The 18,347-nt window shown below is 69.6% G+C and carries 18 protein-coding genes and 1 tRNA gene; 10 read left to right on the forward strand and 9 right to left on the reverse strand.

Features of this window, described 5'->3' with window-relative positions; translation table 11 throughout:
* Positions 1-218 precede the first annotated feature (218 nt).
* Positions 219-1,601 carry a dipeptidase gene (locus KXR53_RS27050; RefSeq protein WP_437378412.1) on the forward strand — a complete coding sequence of 461 codons (1,383 nt, stop codon included), beginning with the start codon at positions 219-221 and terminating at the stop codon, positions 1,599-1,601.
* 99 nt (positions 1,602-1,700) lie between these two features.
* Here KXR53_RS27050 and KXR53_RS27055 read toward each other — a convergent pair.
* Positions 1,701-1,775 (reverse strand) — tRNA-Met (locus KXR53_RS27055).
* 122 nt (positions 1,776-1,897) lie between these two features.
* On the opposite strand from KXR53_RS27055, the gene KXR53_RS27060 reads away from it, so the two are divergent.
* The 4 genes from KXR53_RS27060 (at position 1,898) to KXR53_RS27075 (ending at position 5,559) form a co-directional block, all read left to right on the forward strand.
* A complete protein-coding gene (locus KXR53_RS27060; protein WP_437378413.1) occupies positions 1,898-3,337 on the forward strand; it encodes a M16 family metallopeptidase in 1,440 nt (479 codons plus the stop codon).
* A 19-nt stretch (positions 3,338-3,356) separates the two neighbouring features.
* A complete protein-coding gene (locus KXR53_RS27065; protein WP_437378414.1) occupies positions 3,357-4,676 on the forward strand; it encodes a M16 family metallopeptidase in 1,320 nt (439 codons plus the stop codon).
* 306 nt (positions 4,677-4,982) lie between these two features.
* Entirely contained in the window at positions 4,983-5,294 is a 312-nt protein-coding gene (locus KXR53_RS27070; RefSeq protein WP_437378415.1) for a BrnT family toxin, read from the forward strand.
* A complete protein-coding gene (locus KXR53_RS27075; protein WP_437378416.1) occupies positions 5,248-5,559 on the forward strand; it encodes a BrnA antitoxin family protein in 312 nt (103 codons plus the stop codon). Before KXR53_RS27070 ends, KXR53_RS27075 begins: the two co-directional genes overlap by 47 nt.
* Before the next feature lie 75 nt (positions 5,560-5,634).
* Here KXR53_RS27075 and KXR53_RS27080 read toward each other — a convergent pair whose 3' ends face one another.
* From KXR53_RS27080 to mnmA, 3 genes are all read right to left on the reverse strand, one after another.
* Positions 5,635-6,549: a DMT family transporter gene (locus KXR53_RS27080; RefSeq protein WP_437378417.1), complete on the reverse strand. Its 915-nt coding sequence runs from the start codon at positions 6,547-6,549 to the stop codon at positions 5,635-5,637.
* Positions 6,550-6,647: 98 nt separating this feature from the next.
* Entirely contained in the window at positions 6,648-6,950 is a 303-nt protein-coding gene (locus tag KXR53_RS27085) for an SCP2 sterol-binding domain-containing protein (protein ID WP_026872416.1), read from the reverse strand.
* Between the two features lie 35 nt (positions 6,951-6,985).
* Positions 6,986-8,113 carry a tRNA 2-thiouridine(34) synthase MnmA gene (gene mnmA / locus KXR53_RS27090; RefSeq protein ID WP_437378418.1) on the reverse strand — a complete coding sequence of 376 codons (1,128 nt, stop codon included), beginning with the start codon at positions 8,111-8,113 and terminating at the stop codon, positions 6,986-6,988.
* Positions 8,114-8,252: 139 nt separating this feature from the next.
* On the opposite strand from mnmA, the gene KXR53_RS27095 reads away from it, so the two are divergent.
* From KXR53_RS27095 to KXR53_RS27110, 4 genes are all read left to right on the forward strand, one after another.
* Positions 8,253-9,062, forward strand: coding sequence for an HpcH/HpaI aldolase family protein (locus tag KXR53_RS27095; protein ID WP_437378419.1), 810 nt, complete (start codon positions 8,253-8,255; stop codon positions 9,060-9,062).
* A 76-nt stretch (positions 9,063-9,138) separates the two neighbouring features.
* Complete coding sequence (locus tag KXR53_RS27100) at positions 9,139-10,107, forward strand: tripartite tricarboxylate transporter substrate binding protein (protein ID WP_437378420.1); 969 nt, start codon at positions 9,139-9,141, stop codon at positions 10,105-10,107.
* Between the two features lie 13 nt (positions 10,108-10,120).
* Positions 10,121-10,588 (forward strand): tripartite tricarboxylate transporter TctB family protein, encoded by a 468-nt coding sequence (locus KXR53_RS27105; RefSeq protein ID WP_437378421.1) that lies wholly within the window; start codon positions 10,121-10,123, stop codon positions 10,586-10,588.
* Between the two features lie 4 nt (positions 10,589-10,592).
* A complete protein-coding gene (locus KXR53_RS27110; protein ID WP_437378422.1) occupies positions 10,593-12,104 on the forward strand; it encodes a tripartite tricarboxylate transporter permease in 1,512 nt (503 codons plus the stop codon).
* Here the strand turns inward: KXR53_RS27110 and KXR53_RS27115 are convergent.
* The 5 genes from KXR53_RS27115 to KXR53_RS27135 form a co-directional block, all read right to left on the reverse strand.
* A complete protein-coding gene (locus KXR53_RS27115) occupies positions 12,073-12,894 on the reverse strand; it encodes a carbohydrate ABC transporter permease (RefSeq protein WP_437378423.1) in 822 nt (273 codons plus the stop codon). The two genes, KXR53_RS27110 and KXR53_RS27115, sit on opposite strands and share 32 nt — an antisense overlap.
* Positions 12,891-13,817: a carbohydrate ABC transporter permease gene (locus KXR53_RS27120; protein WP_437378424.1), complete on the reverse strand. Its 927-nt coding sequence runs from the start codon at positions 13,815-13,817 to the stop codon at positions 12,891-12,893. Before KXR53_RS27120 ends, KXR53_RS27115 begins: the two co-directional genes overlap by 4 nt.
* A 115-nt stretch (positions 13,818-13,932) precedes the next feature.
* Positions 13,933-15,150, reverse strand: a complete 1,218-nt coding sequence (locus KXR53_RS27125; RefSeq protein WP_437378425.1) for an ABC transporter substrate-binding protein — start codon at positions 15,148-15,150, stop codon at positions 13,933-13,935.
* Between the two features lie 21 nt (positions 15,151-15,171).
* The gene (locus tag KXR53_RS27130) at positions 15,172-16,089 is read right to left on the reverse strand and encodes a sugar phosphate isomerase/epimerase family protein (RefSeq protein ID WP_437378426.1); all 918 of its coding nucleotides are present in this window, start codon (positions 16,087-16,089) and stop codon (positions 15,172-15,174) included.
* Entirely contained in the window at positions 16,086-17,117 is a 1,032-nt protein-coding gene (locus KXR53_RS27135) for a Gfo/Idh/MocA family protein (protein WP_437378427.1), read from the reverse strand. The genes KXR53_RS27130 and KXR53_RS27135 overlap by 4 nt, the downstream gene beginning before the upstream one ends.
* 152 nt (positions 17,118-17,269) lie before the next feature.
* Between KXR53_RS27135 and KXR53_RS27140 the strand changes: the two genes are divergently transcribed.
* Positions 17,270-18,307 (forward strand): LacI family DNA-binding transcriptional regulator, encoded by a 1,038-nt coding sequence (locus tag KXR53_RS27140; RefSeq protein WP_437378428.1) that lies wholly within the window; start codon positions 17,270-17,272, stop codon positions 18,305-18,307.
* Positions 18,308-18,347 lie beyond the last annotated feature (40 nt).

Genomic DNA, 18,347 nt, shown 5'->3' on the forward strand with positions numbered 1-18,347 from the left:
CTGCCGGACGGATCGATGGGACGGCAGCGCCTCGCGGCGGTTCTCCCGTGGCGGCGGCAAGAAGGGAAACGGGAATGCCCGAAACTCATCATCGGGGATTCCGATGATCGCGCATCAGGCTACGCCAAGCATCGACGAGCTCGGCACCGTCGTGCTGTTCTTCGCTTCGAGTCGGCCGGCTGCATCACCGGCCGGTGGATGAATCTGGACGGTGGACGATGAGCACGGTCGAAACCCTGCTGCTGGACCGGTTCGAGCGGCATGTCGAAGAGCTGAAGCAATACTGCTCGATCCCGAGCGTCAGCACCGATCCCGCCTATGCGCCGGAGGTGCAGCGGGCGGCCCGCTTCATCGCCGACCGCATGGCCCGGGCGGGGCTGGAGAGGGTCGAGATCCTGCCGACCGACGGCCATCCGGCGGTGGTGGCGGAATGGTGCCACGCCCCGGGCGCGCCGACCGTGCTGGTCTACGGCCATTACGACGTGCAGCCGCCCGACCCGGTCGAGCTGTGGACCTCTCCGCCCTTCGCGCCCGAGATCCGCGACGGCCGCCTCTATGCCCGCGGCGCCTCGGACGATAAGGGGCCGTCGCTGATCCCGATCCTGGTGGCCGAGGCCTTCCTGGAGCGCGAGGGCCGTCTGCCGGTGAACCTGAAGTTCCTGTATGAGGGTGAGGAGGAATGCGGCAGCGCCCATCTCGAGGCGCTGGTCGCGGCCGAGAAGAAGCGGCTGGCCGCCGATGTGGTGCTGTCGGCCGACGGCGCGATGTGGCGGCCCGACCTGCCGACCGTCACCGTCGCCAGCCGCGGCATGCTGGCGCTGGAGCTGGAGCTGCATGGCGCCGCCAAGGATTTGCATTCCGGCCGGCACGGTGGCAGCGCCCCCAACCCGCTGCCGGCCCTGGCCCGCCTCTTGGCGACGCTGCACGACGAGGCCGGCGAGGTCGCGGTCGAAGGATTCCATGACGGCATCACCCCGCCGGATCCGAAGCTGGTCGAGGCCATCCGCGCCTCCGGCTTCGACCCGCAGGGCTATTTCGCCGCGATCGGCGCGCCGGCGCCGCAGCCGATGCCGTCGGCCGAGGATCTTCTGATCCGGCAATGGCTGAAGCCGACGCTGGAGCTGAACGGCATCACCGGCGGCTATGGCGGGCCCGGCACCAAGACGGTGATCCCGGCCAGGGCCGGCGCCAAGCTCTCCTGCCGCCTGGTCGCCGGCCAGGACCCGGAGCGGGTCTTCGCCGCGATCGAGGCGCATCTGCGGCGGCACGCCCCGGCCGGCTATCGCCTCGAGATCCGGCGCCACGGCCCGGGCTCCCCGGCCTTCGCCCTGCCGGCCGACCAGCCGGTGCTGGGGCTGACCGAGGCGGTGCTGGGCGAGCTGTTCGGCCAGCCGCCGCTGCGGGTGGCGATGGGGGCGACGATCCCGATCGGCACCGTCTTCCGCCGCGTCCTGGGGATCGAGACGGTGTTCTTCAGCTTCTCGACCGCGGACGAGGACTACCACTCGCCGAACGAGTTCTTCCGGCTGGAGCGGTTCCGCGACGGAATGCTCGGCTGGGCCCGGCTGCTGCCGCGCCTGGCCGGCCACAGCCCGGGCTGAGGTGCGGCCGGAACAGGAAGGGCGGAGAAACGGGGATCCGTCTCTCCGCCCTCATCATCTTGTCTTGTCAGGGAAATCCGCGGCACGCGGTTCCAATCTTGGTAGCTGGGGAGGGATTTGAACCCCCGACCAAGGGATTATGATTCCCCTGCTCTACCACTGAGCTACCCAGCCATCGGGCCCGAGCGTATACGCGCCCGCCGCCGCCGCTGTCAAGCCGCCCGGAAAGCCCGGCGCGACGGCGCGCCGGCTTGCGGCGCCGGTGGCGCTTCCGGTACCAAGGACGCATGACCGCGATGCGCCTCTCCCTCCGCCGGCTCGCCGCCGCCCTGGCCCTGGGCGTCGCCGTAGCCATGCCCGCCTTCGCCCAGGAAACGGCGGCGCCGCCCTCAGCCCCGCCGGCAGGCGGGCCGCCGCTGGCGGCGCCGGCGCCGCTGCCCGACGACCTCCGGATCGCACCGCAGGCCCGCAGCTTCATCCTCGACAACGGGCTGCAGCTGATCGTCATCCCGGCCGGCACCGCCCCGGTGGCGACGCAGATGGTGTGGTACCGCGTCGGCGCCGCGGACGAGGCGCCCGGCCAGTCCGGCATCGCCCATTTCCTCGAGCATCTGATGTTCCACGGCACCACGTCCAAGCCGCAGGGCTATTCGCAGGAGCTGGCGGCGCTGGGCGGGGTCGAGAACGCCTTCACCACCGCCGACTACACCGCCTACTACCAGTCGGTGGCGAAGGAGAACCTGCCGCTGGTGATGCGCTACGAGGCCGACCGGATGCAGAACCTCGTGCTCGAGGAGAAGCGGGTCAACGCCGAGCGCGACGTGGTGCTGGAGGAGCGGCGGATGCGGATCGAGAACGAGCCGTCCTCGCGGCTGGGCGAGGCGATGAACGCCGTGCTCTACCTCAACCACCCCTACCGCGCGCCGGTGATCGGCTGGCCGGCGGAGATCGAGGCGCTGCGGCGCGAGACCGCGCTCGCCTTCTACGACCGGTTCTACACGCCGAACAACGCCACTGTGGTGATCGCCGGCGACGTCGATCCGGACGCAGTGCGCAAGCTGGCCGAGGAGATCTACGGCCCGGTCCGCCGCCGGGCCGAGCCGCCGCCGCGCATCCGGGCGAAGGAGCCGGAGCCGCCGGCGCCGCGCCGGCTGGAGCTGACCGACGCCCGCGCCGGCCAGCCCTATCTGCGCCGCAACTATCTCGCCCCGTCGGTGGTCACGGCGGCGCCGGGCGAGGCGGCGGCGCTGCAGGTCCTGACGGCGGTGCTGTCGGGCGAGACCGGCCGGCTCTACCGCGCCCTGGTGACCGGACAGGGCAAGGCGGCGATGGCCGGTGCCGGCTACGACCCGGACATGCTCGACTACAGCCCCTTCGCCATCTACGCCGTGCCGCGCGGCGACACGACGCTGCCGGAGCTCGAGGCGGCGATGGATGCGGTGCTGGCTGAGGTGCGCGACGAGACGGTGCCGGAGGAGGAGCTGGCGCGGGCCAAGCGCCGCCTGCTGGCCGGCGCGATCTACGGCCAGGACGATCCGGGGGCGCTGGCCCGGGTCTTCGGCGAGGCGGCGGCGCTGGGCCGCAGCGTCGCCGACGTGCAGGGCTGGCCGGCCCGCATCGCCGCGGTCACCGCTGCCGACGTGCAGCAGGCGGCACGGACTTATCTGCAACTGCCGCGCTCCGTCACCGGGCTCCTGACCCGCCCGGCGGATGCGGTCCAGGCGAAGCAGCCCTGAACGCGCGAGGATGATGCCGATGAAGCCGACCCTGTCCCCGCTGCGCGCCGCCCTGGCCGGGGCCGGGCTGCTGCTCGCCGCCGCCACGCTGCCCGCCGCCGCGACCACGATCGACCGCGTGGTCAGCCCGGGCGGCATTGAGGCTTGGCTGGTCGAGGACCACACCGTGCCGGCCATCACCGTGTCCTTCGCCTTCGAGGGCGGCGCGGCCCAGGATCCGGAGGGCAAGGCCGGCCTGGCCTCGCTGCTGGGCGAGATGCTGACCGAGGGGGCCGGCCCCTACGACGCCGCCGGCTTCAAGGCGGCGCTGGCCGACCGCTCGATCCAGCTCAGCTTCTCCACCTCGCAGGACTACAGCGGCGGCCGGCTGAAGACGCTGACCACTGAGCGCGACGCCGCCTTCGAGCTGCTGCGCCTGGCGCTGGCGGAGCCGCGGCTGGAGCAGGACGACCTCGACCGGATCAAGGCCGGTCGCCTGGCCGAGCTGAACTTCCAGGAAAACGACCCCGGCACCATCGCCGACGACCGCTGGTCCGCCGCCGCCTTCCCGGGCCACCCCTATGGCCGGCCGACCATCGGCACCAAGGACAGCGTCGTCGCAATCACCCGTGACGACCTGGCGGATTTGCGCCAGCGCCTGTTTGCGCGGGACGGGCTGCGCCTGGGGGTCGTCGGCGACATCGATGCCGCCACGCTGGGCCCGGTGCTGGACCGGATCTTCGGCGGCCTGCCGGCCAAGGGCGACCGCCGGCCGGTGCCGGAGATCACGGTGGCCGCCAAGGGGGCCGAGACCGTGCCGATGGCGGTATCGCAGGCGTCGATCCAGCTCGGCGTCCCGGCGCCGCGGCGCGACGACCCCGACTATTTCCCGTCGATCGTGATGAACCACATCCTCGGCGGCTCGACCTTCACCTCGCGGCTCTACCGTGCGGTGCGGGAGCAGCGCGGCCTGGCCTATTCGGTCGACAGCGACACGATCCAGCTGAAGCGCACCGGGCTCCTGCTGATCACCGCCGGCACCCGGGCCGACAAGGCGGGGGAGAGCCTGTCGGTGATCCGGGACGAGATCGCGCGATTGGCGGCGGAAGGCCCAACCGAGCAGGAGGTGGCGGAGGCCAAGAGCTATCTGATCGGCAGCTATCCGCTGGGCTTCGCCTCCCATGATGCGCTCGCCGGCTATGTGCTGTCGCTGCAGCTCGCCGGCCGCGGCCGCGACTTCATCGACCGCTATCCCGGCCTGATCGGGGCGGTGACGCCGGAACAGGTGAAAGCGGTCGCCGCCCGCATCCTGCAGGTCAAGGACCCGACCGCGGTCGTGGTCGGCACGCCGGGCACGTAGGCGGGCCGGGCCGTCGCTTGGGGCAGCTTGGCAGAGTTCTTCGGCGACCTCCTTGCCTGAGCGCTGCACCAGCGTGGCATCGCCACAGCAAGGCTGCGACCGTTGCCGCATGTCTGGGAACAGGTGGTACGGCTCAGGTTTCTTGACATTCGGCATGTATGTACATACATGGATAAGGATCCACAGGTGCGGTGGCTGAAGCGTCCGGCTATCCACCGCACTCAATAACCAAGTCGGACGCACGAGTAGGGGAAGACGTGATGCGCAGAAAATTCTGGCTAAAGCCATCAAAAAGGGACTTGCATCGTGGAATACCTCTACCAATGGGACAAGAGGAAGGCCGAGAAGGTGTGGAGGGACCGCGGCATCGCGTTCGAGGACCTTCCTGAGCTGATTGAAGGGCGCGCGACGTTGACCTCTTATTCGCCTCGCAACGGCGAAGACCGTTTCGAAACGATTGGAGCGCTTACAGGTCACGTGCTCGTCGTTATCTGGATGTACACAGAGGAGCCGAAAGTCCGGCGGATCATCACCGCCAGGAAGGCTAGGCCCTACGAGAAGGAGTTGTATCGTGACCGCATCGCCCGAGAAGGGCCGTCGGAAGACGGATTGGGCTAAGGTCGAAGCGACAACGGCGGAGGAGATCGACGCACATCAAATCGAAGACGAAGGTCGTGTGCGTCATCTCGACAAGGAGTGGTTTGATCGCGCTTCCCGAGACGTTCCCGAGCCCAAGGTCTCCATCACCATCAGAGTGGACAAGCACGTTTTGGACTATTTTAAGGGTGAGGGAGCTGGTTATCAGACTAGGATGAATGCCGTCCTGGCCGCCTTTGTGGCTGATCAAGAGCGCCACTCACGCCCATCTAAGAGCCGACGGTAAGAGAGGGGCCGCCGATGGGTGAGCCCTCTCCCTTTGCTATATGCGGCGACGATTATGCCGTTCCGGGCTGGCCAGCTACGCGGGCTTGGCCGTCGCCCGCGTCCGGCCGGGCAGTGTCATCGCGGCGACGCCGATCACCACCAGCACCAGCCCGGACAGCGCGGTCGGGGCCGGGGTCTCGCCCAGGAAGACCACGCCGATCGCGACCCCGATCGGCACCCGCAGATAGGCCTGCGCCATGGTGGCGACCGAGCCGAGCGAGGCGATCAGCCGGAAATAGATCACGAAGGCGAGGGCGGTCGAGACCACGGCCAGCCCGGCCAGCGCGCCGAGTGAGGCAGTGGAGGGCGCCAGCGCCCAGGGCCGGTCGAGGAGGAGGCTGAGCGGGATCAGCATCGCCGCGCCCGCCAGCATCGACCCGGCGGCCGGCACCATCGGGTCCAGCCCCTTGAAGTTGCGGCCGAAGATGGCGGCGATGCCGTAGCACACCGTGGCGGCGACGATCGCGAGCTGCGGCAGCAGCTGTTGCCCGGCGCCGGACAGGGCGTCCAGGCCGATCACCAGCGTGATCCCGGCCACGCCGGCGGCCACACCGAGCAGCTTGCGGCCGGTCACCGCCTCGTGCCGGGTCACCGCCCAGGTGAACAGGAAGGTGAAGATCGGCGAGGTCGAGTTCAGGATCGCCGCCAGCCCGGCATCGACCCGGGTCTCGCCCCAGGCGATCAGGACGAAGGGGATGGTGCTGTTGACCAGCGCCTGCACCGCGAACAGCCGCCAGGTCCGCCCGTCGCTCGGCAGGGCGATGCCGCGCAGCCGCAGCACCAGCAACAGGATGGCGCCGGCGATCAGGGTGCGCGCCGCGATCAGCGTCACCGGCGGGATGGTGGCGACGCCGAGCTTGATGAAGCTGTAGGAGGCGCCCCAGAGGGTGGCAAGCAGCGCCAGCAGCAGATAGTCGGCGACGGGCGGCGCGGCACGGTCGGCGGGCATGGGGGGCCTCCTCGGTTGCCGGTCCACCATGCTCTGCGCGCGGGCGCGTGTCGCGCGTCGACGCTGCGGTGTCCGTCGAAGTGTCGGAGGGCCGGCCCTCAGTCGTCCAGCAGCGCCGCCAGCTTCATGCCGACGGTGAGCGACCCGTTGGCTTTGATCTTGCCGGTCATGTAGGCCATGGTCGGGCTCAGGGACCCGTCGATCATCCGCCGTAGCGTCTCCGCCTTCATGCTCAGGGTCACGTCGGCCGGGGCGTCGCCGATCGAGACGGCCGGCGCCGGGCCGGTGCCGTCGAGCACGATGAAGCCGTCGGCGCCAAGGTCGAACTTGACCCGGGCATCGAGCGGGGCGCCACCGGCGGCGCGGCCGCGCACGGCTTCGGCGAGGGCGTCGAGCGACATGGGCGAAGGTCCTCTCTGTCCGTGGGAACGTGGGATCAGGCGGCGGCGCGCTCGGCCCGGGCGATGAAGCCGCCGCCGAGCACGCGGTCGCCGTCATAAAGCACGGCGGCCTGGCCGGGCGCCACCCCGTGCTGCGGCGCGTGCAGATCCAGCACCGCCGAATCCGGCCCGGTCAGCCGCACCGTCGCCGGCACCGGCGCCTGGGCGGAGCGCAGCTTGGCCTCGACCTGCCGGCCCTCGGGGCCGGGCGCCCGGTCCAGCCAGTTCAGCTCGGTCAGAGCCACGCTGTGCCGGGCCAGCGCCGACCAGGGGCCGACGATCACCCGCCGCGCCTCGGGGTCCAGCCGGACGACGTAGAGCGGCTCGTCATCCGACTTGCGGCCGCCGATGCCCAGGCCCTTCCGCTGGCCGATGGTGTAGTTGACGATGCCCTGGTGCCGGCCCAGCACGGTGCCGTCGAGATGCACGATGTCGCCCGGCCCGACCGCGCCGGGGCGCAGCCGCGCCACCACCTCGCCGTAGCGGCCCTCGGGCACGAAGCAGATGTCCTGGCTGTCCGGCTTGTCGGCGACGGCGAGGCCCAGGCGCACGGCCTCGGCCCGGGTCTCGGCCTTGCTGTTGCCGCCGAGGGGGAAACGTAGAAAGGCCAGCTGCTCCGCCGTGGTGGCGAACAGAAAGTAGCTCTGATCCTTGCCGGGATCGACGGCGCGGTGCAGCTCCGGCCCGTTCGGCCCCTCGACCCGGCGGACATAATGGCCGGTGGCCAGGCAGTCGGCGCCCAGGTCGCGCGCCGTCTCCATCAGGTCGCGGAACTTGACCCGCTGGTTGCAGCGGATGCAGGGGATCGGCGTCTCGCCGCGCAGGTAGCTGTCGGCGAAATCGTCCATCACCGCCTGGCCGAAGCGGCTCTCGTAGTCCAGCACGTAATGCGGAATGCCGATGCGGTCGGCCACGGTCCGGGCGTCGTAGATGTCGGCGCCGGCGCAGCAGGCGCCCTTGCGCTGAATGGCGATGCCGTGGTCGTAGAGCTGCAGCGTGATGCCGACCACGTCATAGCCCTGCTCGGCCAGCTGGGCCGCGACGACGGAGCTGTCCACGCCGCCGGACATGGCGACCACGACCCGCGTCGCGGCCGGGGGCTTGTCGAAACCGAGAGAATTCATGGCCGGCAGAATATAGGGATCGCCGCCGGTTTCCGAAACCCGCCCGATCGACTGCTGCTCAACCGGAAGAATGGCGGTTATTGTCCGACATGATGCGTCGGTCCTACACTTCGGCCGAATCGAGGAGGAAACCCCCGGAATGTTTCGCCCCAACCGGTTGAAGGAAAGGCTGCGCCGCGGTGACAAGCTGTTCGGCGCCTGGGTCGGCAGCGGCTCGCCCACGGTGGCGGAGATCATGGCCCATGCCGGCTTCGACTTCGTCATCCTGGACACCGAGCACGGGCCCGGCGGCATCGACGACACCATCGACCTGCTGCGGGCGATTCAGGCCGCCGATACCCCGGCGGTGGTGCGGGTGCCGGCGCATGACCCGGTCTGGCTGAAGCGGGTGCTGGATGCCGGCGCCGACAGCCTGATGGTGCCGATGATCGAGAGCGCCGCCGATGCCGAGGCACTGGTCCGCGCCTGCCGCTATCCGCCAGCCGGCCGGCGCGGCTATGCGGCGCCGGTGGTGCGCGCCTCGACCTATGGCTTCGAGCCGGACTACATGCGCAAGGCGAACGACAACCTGCTGCTGCTCGCCCAGATCGAATCCAGGGAGGCGGTGCCGGAGGCCGCGGCCATCGCCAAGGTCGACGGCATCGACATGGTGTTCATCGGCGTCAACGATCTCGGCGGCTCGATCGGCCTCTTGGAGCAGCTGCACGACCCGCGGGTGCAGGATCTGGTCAAGCAGATCGAGGATGCGGTGCGGCCGACCGGCACGCCGCTCGGCACCGTGCCCAGCTCCGCCGCCACCTGGGCCGAGCTGTTCGACCGCGGCTATCAGATGGTGACGGGCGGCGGCGACGTGCCCTATCTGCGCCAGGCGGCGTCCGGCTCCGTGGCCGCGTACAAGGCCTATCGTGAGGGGGCGGGCCTCAAGGAGGCCAAGGGCGGCGGCTACTGATCCAGGCGCCGCACCTCGAACCCGGCGCCAAGACCGGGAGTTGACCAGACATCACGACAAACAGAAGGGGGAAACCATGCTCAAGACCGTGATCGCCGGCCTCGCCGGCACCGTGCTGGCCGCCGTGGCGGCGCCCGCCGCGCAGGCGGAATGGCCGGAGCGGCCGATCACCTACATCGTGCCCTGGGCCGCCGGCGGCGGCACCGACGCCGTCTCCCGCATCCTCGCGTCGTTCCTGGAGAAGGAGCTGGGCCAGCCGGTCAACGTCGTGAACCGCACCGGCGGCAGCGGCGTCGTCGGCCACACCGCGATCGCGACCGCGCCGGCCGACGGCTACACCATCGGCACGCTGACGGTCGAGATCAACATGATGCACTGGCAGGGGCTGACCGACCTGACCTGGGAGAGCTACACGCCGCTGGCGCTGATCAATGCCGATCCGGCGGCGATCGAGGTGGCGGCGGACTCGCCGCATGGCGACTTGAAGGCGCTCTTGGAGGCGATCAAGGCCAATCCCGGCAAGCTCAAGGCCTCCGGCACCGGGCAGGGCGGCATCTGGCACCTGGCCTTGGCGGGCATGCTGCGCGACGCCGGGCTCGACCCCGCGGCGGTGACCTGGGTGCCCAGCCAGGGGGCGGCGCCGGGGCTGCAGGACCTGGTCGCTGGCGGCGTCGACCTGACGCCGGTGTCGCTGCCTGAGGCCCGATCGCTGATCGATGCCGGCAAGGTCAAGGCGCTGGCGATCATGGATGCGGAGCCGAGCGCCCTTTACCCCAACGTGCCGACGCTGAAGAGCGTGACCGGCAGCGGCTGGACGATGGGCGCCTGGCGCGGCGTCGGCGGCCCCAAGGGCATGCCGGAAGATGTGGCCAAGAAGCTGACCGAAACGATTGGCCGGATCGTGCAGAGCGCCGAGTACCAGGAGATGGTCACATCGCGCGGCTTCGGCACCAAGGTCGCGCTGGGCGAGGAGTTCGCCGCCTATATGAAGACCTCGAACGACGCGCTCGGCGAGGTGATGAAGGCCACCGGCCTCGCCAAGTAGCTGGATCCGTCTCGTGCGCTTCAACGATGCGATCTTCGGGGCCGTCCTGCTGCTGGCCGGCATCGCCATCGCCTGGGCCGCGGCAGGGCGTCCGCCCATGCCGGGCCAGGCCTTCGGGGCCGGGTCCTTCCCGCTCGTCATCGGCGTGGCGCTGGCGGTCACCGCCCTGCCGCTGATCCTGGCCGGGCTGCGGCAGCGCAGCCCGGCCCTCGGCCTCAGCGACTGGGCGCGGTCGCCGCGCTCCTGGCGCGACCTGGCCCTGACCCTGGCGGCGCCGGCCGTCTACATCCTGGTGGCCGACCATATCGGCTTCGTGCCGACCGCCTTCGTCCTCCTGCTGGTGCTGGCGGCCACGCTCGGCGCCCGGCTGGCCACCGCCGCCGTCTTCGCCGCGGTGATGGCGGTCGGCCTCTATCTCGGCTTCGCCAGGGGGCTGCGGGTGCCGCTGCCACGCGGCTGGCTCGGCCTCCTTCTGGGGTGACGCGATGACCGACCTGATCCAGGCCCTCCATCTCGTCCTCGACCCCTATGTGCTGGCGGTGATCGCCGGCTCGGCCGTCTACGGCATGCTGGTCGGCGCCATTCCGGGGCTGACCGCGACCATGGCGACCGCCCTCCTGATCCCGGTCACCTTCTTCATGCCGCCGATCCCGGCGGTGGCGGCGATCGTGACCGCGACCGCCATGGCGATCTTCTCCGGCGACATCCCGGGCTGCCTCCTGCGCATGCCCGGCACCCCGGCCTCCGCCGCCTATACCGACGAGGCCTATGCCATGACCCGCAGCGGGCGGGCGGAGATGGCGCTCGGCGCCGGGCTGTTCTTCTCGGCGCTCGGCGGGCTGTTCGGCACGGCGGTGCTGATCCTGGCGGCGCCGGCCCTGGCCGATTTCGCGCTGAGCTTCAGCTCCTTCGAATATTTCTGGCTGGTCCTGCTGGGCCTGTCCTGTGCCGTCTTCATTTCCGGCGCCCAGGTCACCAAGGGCCTCGCGGCGCTGCTGCTGGGCCTGTTCGTCTCCTGCATCGGGCTGCAGAACCCGGCGGGCGTGCCGCGCTTCACCTTCGGCAGCGTCGACCTGATGGGCGGCATCAACCCGATCAACGTCATGGTCGGCCTCTTCGCCGTGTCGGAGGTGATGCGCGCCGTCCTGGCGATCCGCCAGCCGATCGAGGTGGCGCGCCAGCCCTCGGGCAATGTCCTGGCCGGCCAGCTGCGGCTGCTCCTCACCTATCCGCTCGGCTTCCTGCGCGGCAGCGTGCTCGGCACCATCATCGGCATCCTGCCGGGCGCCGGCGCCGACATCGCCGCCTGGATGTCCTACGCCGTCTCCAAGCGCTTTTCGAAGACGCCGGAGAAGTTCGGCACCGGCCATGTCGAAGGCATCATCGAAAGCGGCTCGGCCAACAACTCGGCTCTGGCCGGCGCCTGGGTGCCCGCGCTGGTGTTCGGCATCCCCGGGGATTCGATCACCGCGATCGCGATCGGCGTGCTGTATCTCAAGGGGCTGAACCCTGGGCCGACCCTGTTCATCGAGCAGGCGCCGCAGATGTACGCCATCTTCCTGATCTTCATCCTGGCGAACATCGTCATGATTCCGCTGGGCCTCGCCACCATCCGGGCGGCGCGGCAGATCCTGCTGCTGCCGCGCAGCCTGCTAAGCCCGCTGATCCTGATGTTCTGCATCGTCGGCGCCTTCGCGATCGAGAACTCGCTGCTGGGCGTGCTGGTGATCCTGGTCTTCGGCGTGATCGGCTTCGTGATGGAGGAAAACGGCTTCCCGGTGGCGCCGATGATCCTCGGCCTGATCCTCGGGCCGATGCTCGAGGACCATTTCTTCACCTCGATGATCAAGGCGGACGGCGACGTCCTGGCCTTCTTCGAACGGCCGATCGCCGGCGCGCTCGGGGTGCTGGCGGTGGCGATCTGGGCGCTGGTGCTGCTGGCCGGCGTCCGACGAGCGCTGCAACCTACTTCAGCGCCCCGGCCGTCAGCCCGCTGACGATCCGGCGCTGCAGCAGGGCGAAGACGATCAGGATCGGGGTCACGTAGATCGCGGCATAGGTCATGATCCCGCCCCAGTCATTGGTGTTCGGGCCCATGAACGAGGACAGGCCGACCGTCGCGGTCTGCAGATTCTCCGCCGCGATCAGCGATCGCGAATAGACGTACTCACCGAAGGACTGCAGGAAGATCAGCACCGACACCACCAGGATGCCGTTGCGGGCGAGGGGGATCATGATGCGCAGGAAGGCGCCGACGCGCGAGGCGCCGTCCACCCGCGCCGCATCCTCCAGCTCCCGCGGCACCTGCAGGAAGGTCGACCGGCACAGCACGATGTAGAGCGGCAGCACCTTGGCGGTCTGGGCCAACACCACGGCGGCGCGGGGCGTCTCCAAGAGGCCGACCTGGCTGAAGGCGACGAAGATCGGCGTGACCATCAGCGACGGCGGCAGCACCTGCAGCATCAGCACCAGGAACAGGGCGACGGCGGTCCAGGCGTTGCGGTGCCGCGACAGGGCATAGGCGGCGCCGGTGCCGATCAGCGTCGCCAGCGCCGTGGTGCCCATCGCGATCAGCAGCGAGTTCCAGAGATACCGGTCCATCGCTTGCTCGGCGAAGATCCGGCCGAACTGCCATTGCGGATCGGTCGGCCAGAAGCTCGGCGGGAAGGCGAAGATCTCGCTGCCGGACTTCAGCGCCGTCACGTACATCCAGTACAGCGGGAACAGGTAGATCGCCGCGAAGATCAGGGCGAGGCCGAGGAGGATGAAGGGCTTGGCCGACTTCATGCCGCGTGCTCCCGTTCGGTCGAGCGGACATAGAGCGCCGCGACCAGGATCACGAGGGCGATCATCAGCACGGCGACGACGCTGCCGGCCGAGATCTCGTAAGTCTCGAACGACATCTGCCAGGACCAGTACTGGGCGACGTTGGAGGCGTTGGCCGGGCCGCCTTTGGTCAGGGCCGCGATCAGGTCGAACTGCTGCAGCGTGAAGATGATGCCGAGAGCGATGACGGCGCCGAGCGTCGACCGCATCAGCGGCAGGGTGATGTGCAGGAATCGGCGGCCCGCCCGGGCGCCATCGATCTCCGCCGCCTCGTACAGGTCGCGCGGGATCGCGGCGAGGCCGACCGACAGCAGGATCATGTTGAACGGGATGCCCAGCCAGATATTGGCGATGATCACGGCGAACAGGGCCACGTCCGGGTCGGACAGCCAGAAGATCTTGCCGCCGGTCAGGCCGAGGCTGGTCAGGGCATAGTTCAGCACGCCGAAATCGCCGGCGAAGATCCATTTCCAGATCGCGCCGACCACCAGCGCCGGCATGATCCAGCCGGCCAGGAACACGCCGCGGATATAGGTCGCGCCCGGGAAGGGCTGCTGGAAGAACAGTGCCAGGCCGAAGCCGATGCTCAGCTGGAAGGTGATCGACAGCACGACGAAGAGGACGGTGTTCCTCAGGATCTGCAGCGCCTCCGGCCGCGAGAACACGTCGCGGTAGTTGTCGAGGCCGACGAAGGGCCGGTCGAAGGAGGCCAGCGAGAACATGTCAACCTGCTGCAGCGACATCACCAGCGTGTAGACCAGCGGGAAGGCGGCGAAGACCAGCAGATAGCCGACCGCGCACAGTACCAGCGCCACGTCGAAGCCGCTGCCGTCCCGCAGGGTGCGCAGCAGGGGCAGGCGGGCGAAGGCGGGTCGAGAATTCACCGAACGATCAGTCATCGATTGGCGGATCTGGGCACTCGTCATCGACACCCCCTCCCCCTGCCCCCTCCCGCGAGGGGAGGGGGAGCTTGAATGATCAGGCCGTGTCCGGTCGTCCTCACTTCTTCAGCACGCGATCGATCGTCGACTGGGCGGTCGCGAGCGCCGTCTTGGCGTCGGTCTGATGGGTCAGGGTCGACTGGATCGCGGTCTGGATCGCCTTCGAGATCTTCGGCCAGTCCGGGTTCGGGCCGCGCGGCCGGGCATACTGCATCTGCTCGGTGAACACGGCATAGGCCTGCGGCCATTGCGGCGAGTCGGCCTTCGCGTCCTGGATCGGCGGCAGCAGGCCGAACTCGTTCCAGATCCGGTGGTTCTGCGAATAGATGTACTCCAGCAGCATGAAGGCCTCCTTCGGGTGCTTGGAGGTCTTGAAGATCACGTTGTTGAAGTCGCCGAGGGCCGAGGCGCGCGGGCTGCCCTCCTTCTCCACCGGGAACAGCGCGACGCGGTAGTCGAACTTGGCCTCCTTGGCCATGAACGGCAGCTCCCAGGGACCGGAGATGACCATGGCGGCGCTGCCGGCGTTGAAGGTGCCGGCGGAATCGTGCTGGCTGCGGATCAGCGTGTCGGGCGATGCCAGCTTCTCGTCCAGCAGCTTCTGCCAGAACTCCAGCGCCCGCACCGCGCCGTCCGACCCGACGCTGTCGTAGTCGGCGCCGGCGCTCTGGATGAAGGGCAGGAACTGGAAGGTGCCCTCTTCCGTGCCGATGGCGGAGAAGGCGAGGCCATAGACGTTCTTGGTGGGATCAGTGAGCTTCTTGGCCGCCTGGTACAGCTCGTCCCAGGTTTGCGGCGGCTTGTCGGGGTCGAGGCCGGCCGCCTTGAACATGTCGGCGTTGTAGTAGAGGGCCAGGGTGTTGGAGGCGCGCGGGATGGCGAAGAGCTTGCCGTCCCAGGTCGAGGAGTTGCGCGGGCCGGGATAGAAGGCGTCGGCCTTGATCACCTGCGACTGCTCGACATAAGGCGTCAGGTCCAGAAGAACGCCGCGTGCCGCGAACATCGCCGTCTCGGGGTTGTCGATGCCGATCACGTCGGGGGCCGAGCCGGCGGCGTAGGCGCGCATCGCGTCGTTGACCACGTCGGCGAAGTTGACGTGCTTGATGTTGACCTTGATGTCGGGATGCTGCGCCGCGAATTCCTTGGCCAGCACATAGGTGAACTCGCCCTCATCGTCATGGGTCCAGACCTCCAGCGTCACCGGCTCGGCCCGGGCGAGCGTGGCGGAGGCCAGAAGGGCGGCGGTTCCCAACAGAAGTCGCAGTGTCCTGGACATGAGCTTCCTCCACTGTGTTGGTTATGGATTGGCGACGAACTCCCCGCCGCGGCAGCGCTGCAGGTAGCGCAAGCCCTGGACCTGGCCGGTCATCTCCAGCTCGTCGCGATAGACCGGGTCGTGCCAGCCTTCGATGTCGATCGAGCCTCTGAAGCCGCCCAGCCGCAGCTCGCTGATCACCCGGGTCCAGTCGGTGTCGCCGAAGCCGGGGGTGCGGTGGAAGGCGAAGGGCAAGCGGCCGTGGATGCCGTGCTCCTTCACCACGTCCCAGCGCACGGTCGCGTCCTTGCCGTGGACATGGAAGATCTTCGGCGCCCAGCGCCGGATCTGCGGCACCGGGTCGATCAGGTAGTAGAGCTGGTGGCAGGGCTCCCACTCCAGCCCGAGATTGTCGTCCGGCAGGGCGTCGAACATCAGCTCCCAGGCCGCCGGGTTGTGGGCGATGTTCCAGTCACCGGTCTTCCAGCTGCCCTCCATCGGGCAGTTCTCGAAGGCCAGGCGCACCCCCTTGTCGGCGGCCCGCTTCGCCAGCCGGCCGAACACCTGCTTGAACCGCGGCAGGCTCTCCTCAAGCGGCCGGCCACGCACCCGGCCGGTGAAGCCGGCGACGATGTCGGTGCCGAACAGATGGGCGTGGTCGATCAGCGCCTCCCAGCCGGCCAGGGTCTCGCGATCCTGCGCCTGGTCCTCCAGCGGGTTGCCGAAGATGCCGAGCGCGCCGACGGTGACGCCGCTGTCGCCGATCGCCTCGCGGATCTCGGCGGCGAGGCGCGGGATGTCCTTGCCGCCCAGCGTCTGCCAGAAGAACGGCTCGATGCTCTCGAAGCCGAGGGCCACGAGCCGCCGGACAGTGCCGGCCGGATCGTCGCCATTGGCCTTCACCATCGTGCCGATGCGGATGTCCTGATGGTTCGTTCGATTGGGCCGTGTGCTGGTCATGGTTCCTCGATCGTCTCGATGGCCACGCGGCGGCCCTGGCGCGCGCTCTCGATCGCGGCGAAGACCATGGCGAGGCTGTGGAAGTTCCGGTGGCTGACGGTTTCGGGCTCGGCGCCGGTGCGGATGGCGTCGATGAAGTCGCGCATCACGCCGAGATGGCCGCCGATCCGATCGGCCGGGTCGAGCGGCGGCACCGCGACCGTTTCGGGCTGGAAGAACAGGCCCTCGCGCCGGCCGGTGGCGACCTCGGCGCGGAACTCCTCGGCGCCGTCCCAGGTCAGACTGCCGCGGGTGCCGGTCAGGCGCCAGGCGCTCTCCCAGCTTGTGCGCAGCCCCTCGGCGCACCAGCTGCCGCGATAGGTCAGGACGGCGCCGCCCTCCAGCTCGAAGACGGCATGGGCGCTGGCGCCATGCGCGTACCAGGACCCGGCCGGGTTGCTCTCGTGGCAGTAGACGGCGAGGGGGCGGCGGCTGGCGACATGGCGCGCGGCGTCGAAGGTGTGGATTGCCATGTCGAGCAGCAGCACATGCCGCATCTCCTCCCGGAAGCCGCCGAAATGCGGCGCCAGGAAGAAATCGCAATGCACCCCGGTCAGCTCGCCGATCAGGCCGCTCTCGACCGCGCGGCGCAGGCGCCGGATGCCGGGGATGTAGCGCCGGTTCTGCACGACCGCATGCAGCCGTCCGGTGGCCCTGGCTGCCGTCACCAGCTCCCGCGCCGCGGCCAGGCTGTCGGCCATCGGCTTTTCGCTCAGCACGTGGCAGCCGCGCTTGAGGCCGGCCAGCACCACCTCGCGGCGAGCGGCGGGGACGACCACGTCGAACAGGATGTCGGGGCGCAGCCGGTCCAGCAGGGCCGGCAGGTCGGTGCCGATCTCGGCGCCCGCCAGCTCGAACTCGGCGGCGCGGTCCCGCGCCCGTTCCGGGTCCAGGTCGACGAGGCCGATGACCTCCAGCCCCTGGATCTGGCGGGCGGCATCGAGCCAGGCCCGGCTCATGGCGCCGCATCCGGCAAGCACGGCTCGCACTCGGGTTCCCCTCCTCGATCGGCGGCAAATTGTTCGATAATGTCGCCGTAAACGTTTACGATATTGATATCGAACGCATCCGACTGTCAATCCGCTTCTGGCGCGGCCGGTACGTTTCGCTGCACTCTGTCCGCGCCGGAGGGAGGGAACGCTTGGGAATCCGCGAGCTCGCGAAGCATCTGAACATCTCGATCGGGACGGTCTCCCGCGCCCTCAACGGCCGCGGCGACGTCAACCCCGAAACCCGGCGGCGCGTGCTGGAGGCGGCGGCGGCGCTGGGCTATTCGCCGAACCAGTCCGGCCGCAGCCTGCGCAAGGGGTCGACCAACGCCGTCGCCTTCATGCTGCAGGCCTATAGCGGGCCGGAGCCCTATGGCGAGCCGTTCTTCATCGGCCTGTTCGACGGGGTGCAGGAGGTGCTGGCCCGGCACGGGCTCGACCTGGTCGTGCTGCTGAACACGCCGGACGGCGACCACGAGGCGCAGCTGCGCCGGGTGGTGGAGCGGCGCCTGGCCGACGGCATCCTGCTGCCCTGGACCCGGCGGATCGACCCGCGGCTCGACTATCTGGCGCAGCGCCGCTTCCCCTTCGCGGCGCTGGGCCGCAGCCTGTCGGGCGGCGACCACCCCTGGCTGGACCTCGATTTCCACCAGGCGGCGGCGACCGCGATCGACCGGCTGGTCGGCTTCGGCCACCGCCGCATCGCCCTCGGCAATGCCGGGCACGACCTGATGCAGGGGCATATTCTGCTGGACGGGTATCGGAAGGCCCTGGCGAAGCACGGCATCGGCTTCGACGAGGCTTTGGTGCAGGCGGAGGAGATGACCGAGGCCGGCGGCTACCGCATGGCCGACGCGCTGCTGCGCCGCGGCCCGCCGCCAACCGCGCTGTTCGTGGTCAACGAGCGGATGGTGGTCGGCGCCTATCGCCGGCTGAACGAGGCCGGCCTCAGGCCCGGGCGGGAGATCGCGGTGATCGGCGGCATGATCGACAGCCCGTTCAGCCGCTTCCTGTCGCCGGCGCTGACTTGCTTCCGCCTGTCGCTGCACGATCTCGGGGTGAAACTGGCCGAGGCGCTGCTGGCGACCATGCCGGACCACGCCGACAATTCCGCCGCCGGCCCGGTCCAGGCCCTCTGGCCGCTCGAGTTGGTGCCGCGCGAGAGCGACCGGGTGATGCTGGGCGGATAGTCCGTCGCAGCGACGGTTCCGATTGACGAGATGGGAATTC

The organism is Inquilinus limosus, assembly GCF_051487185.1.
Taxonomy (GTDB): domain Bacteria; phylum Pseudomonadota; class Alphaproteobacteria; order DSM-16000; family Inquilinaceae; genus Inquilinus; species Inquilinus limosus_F.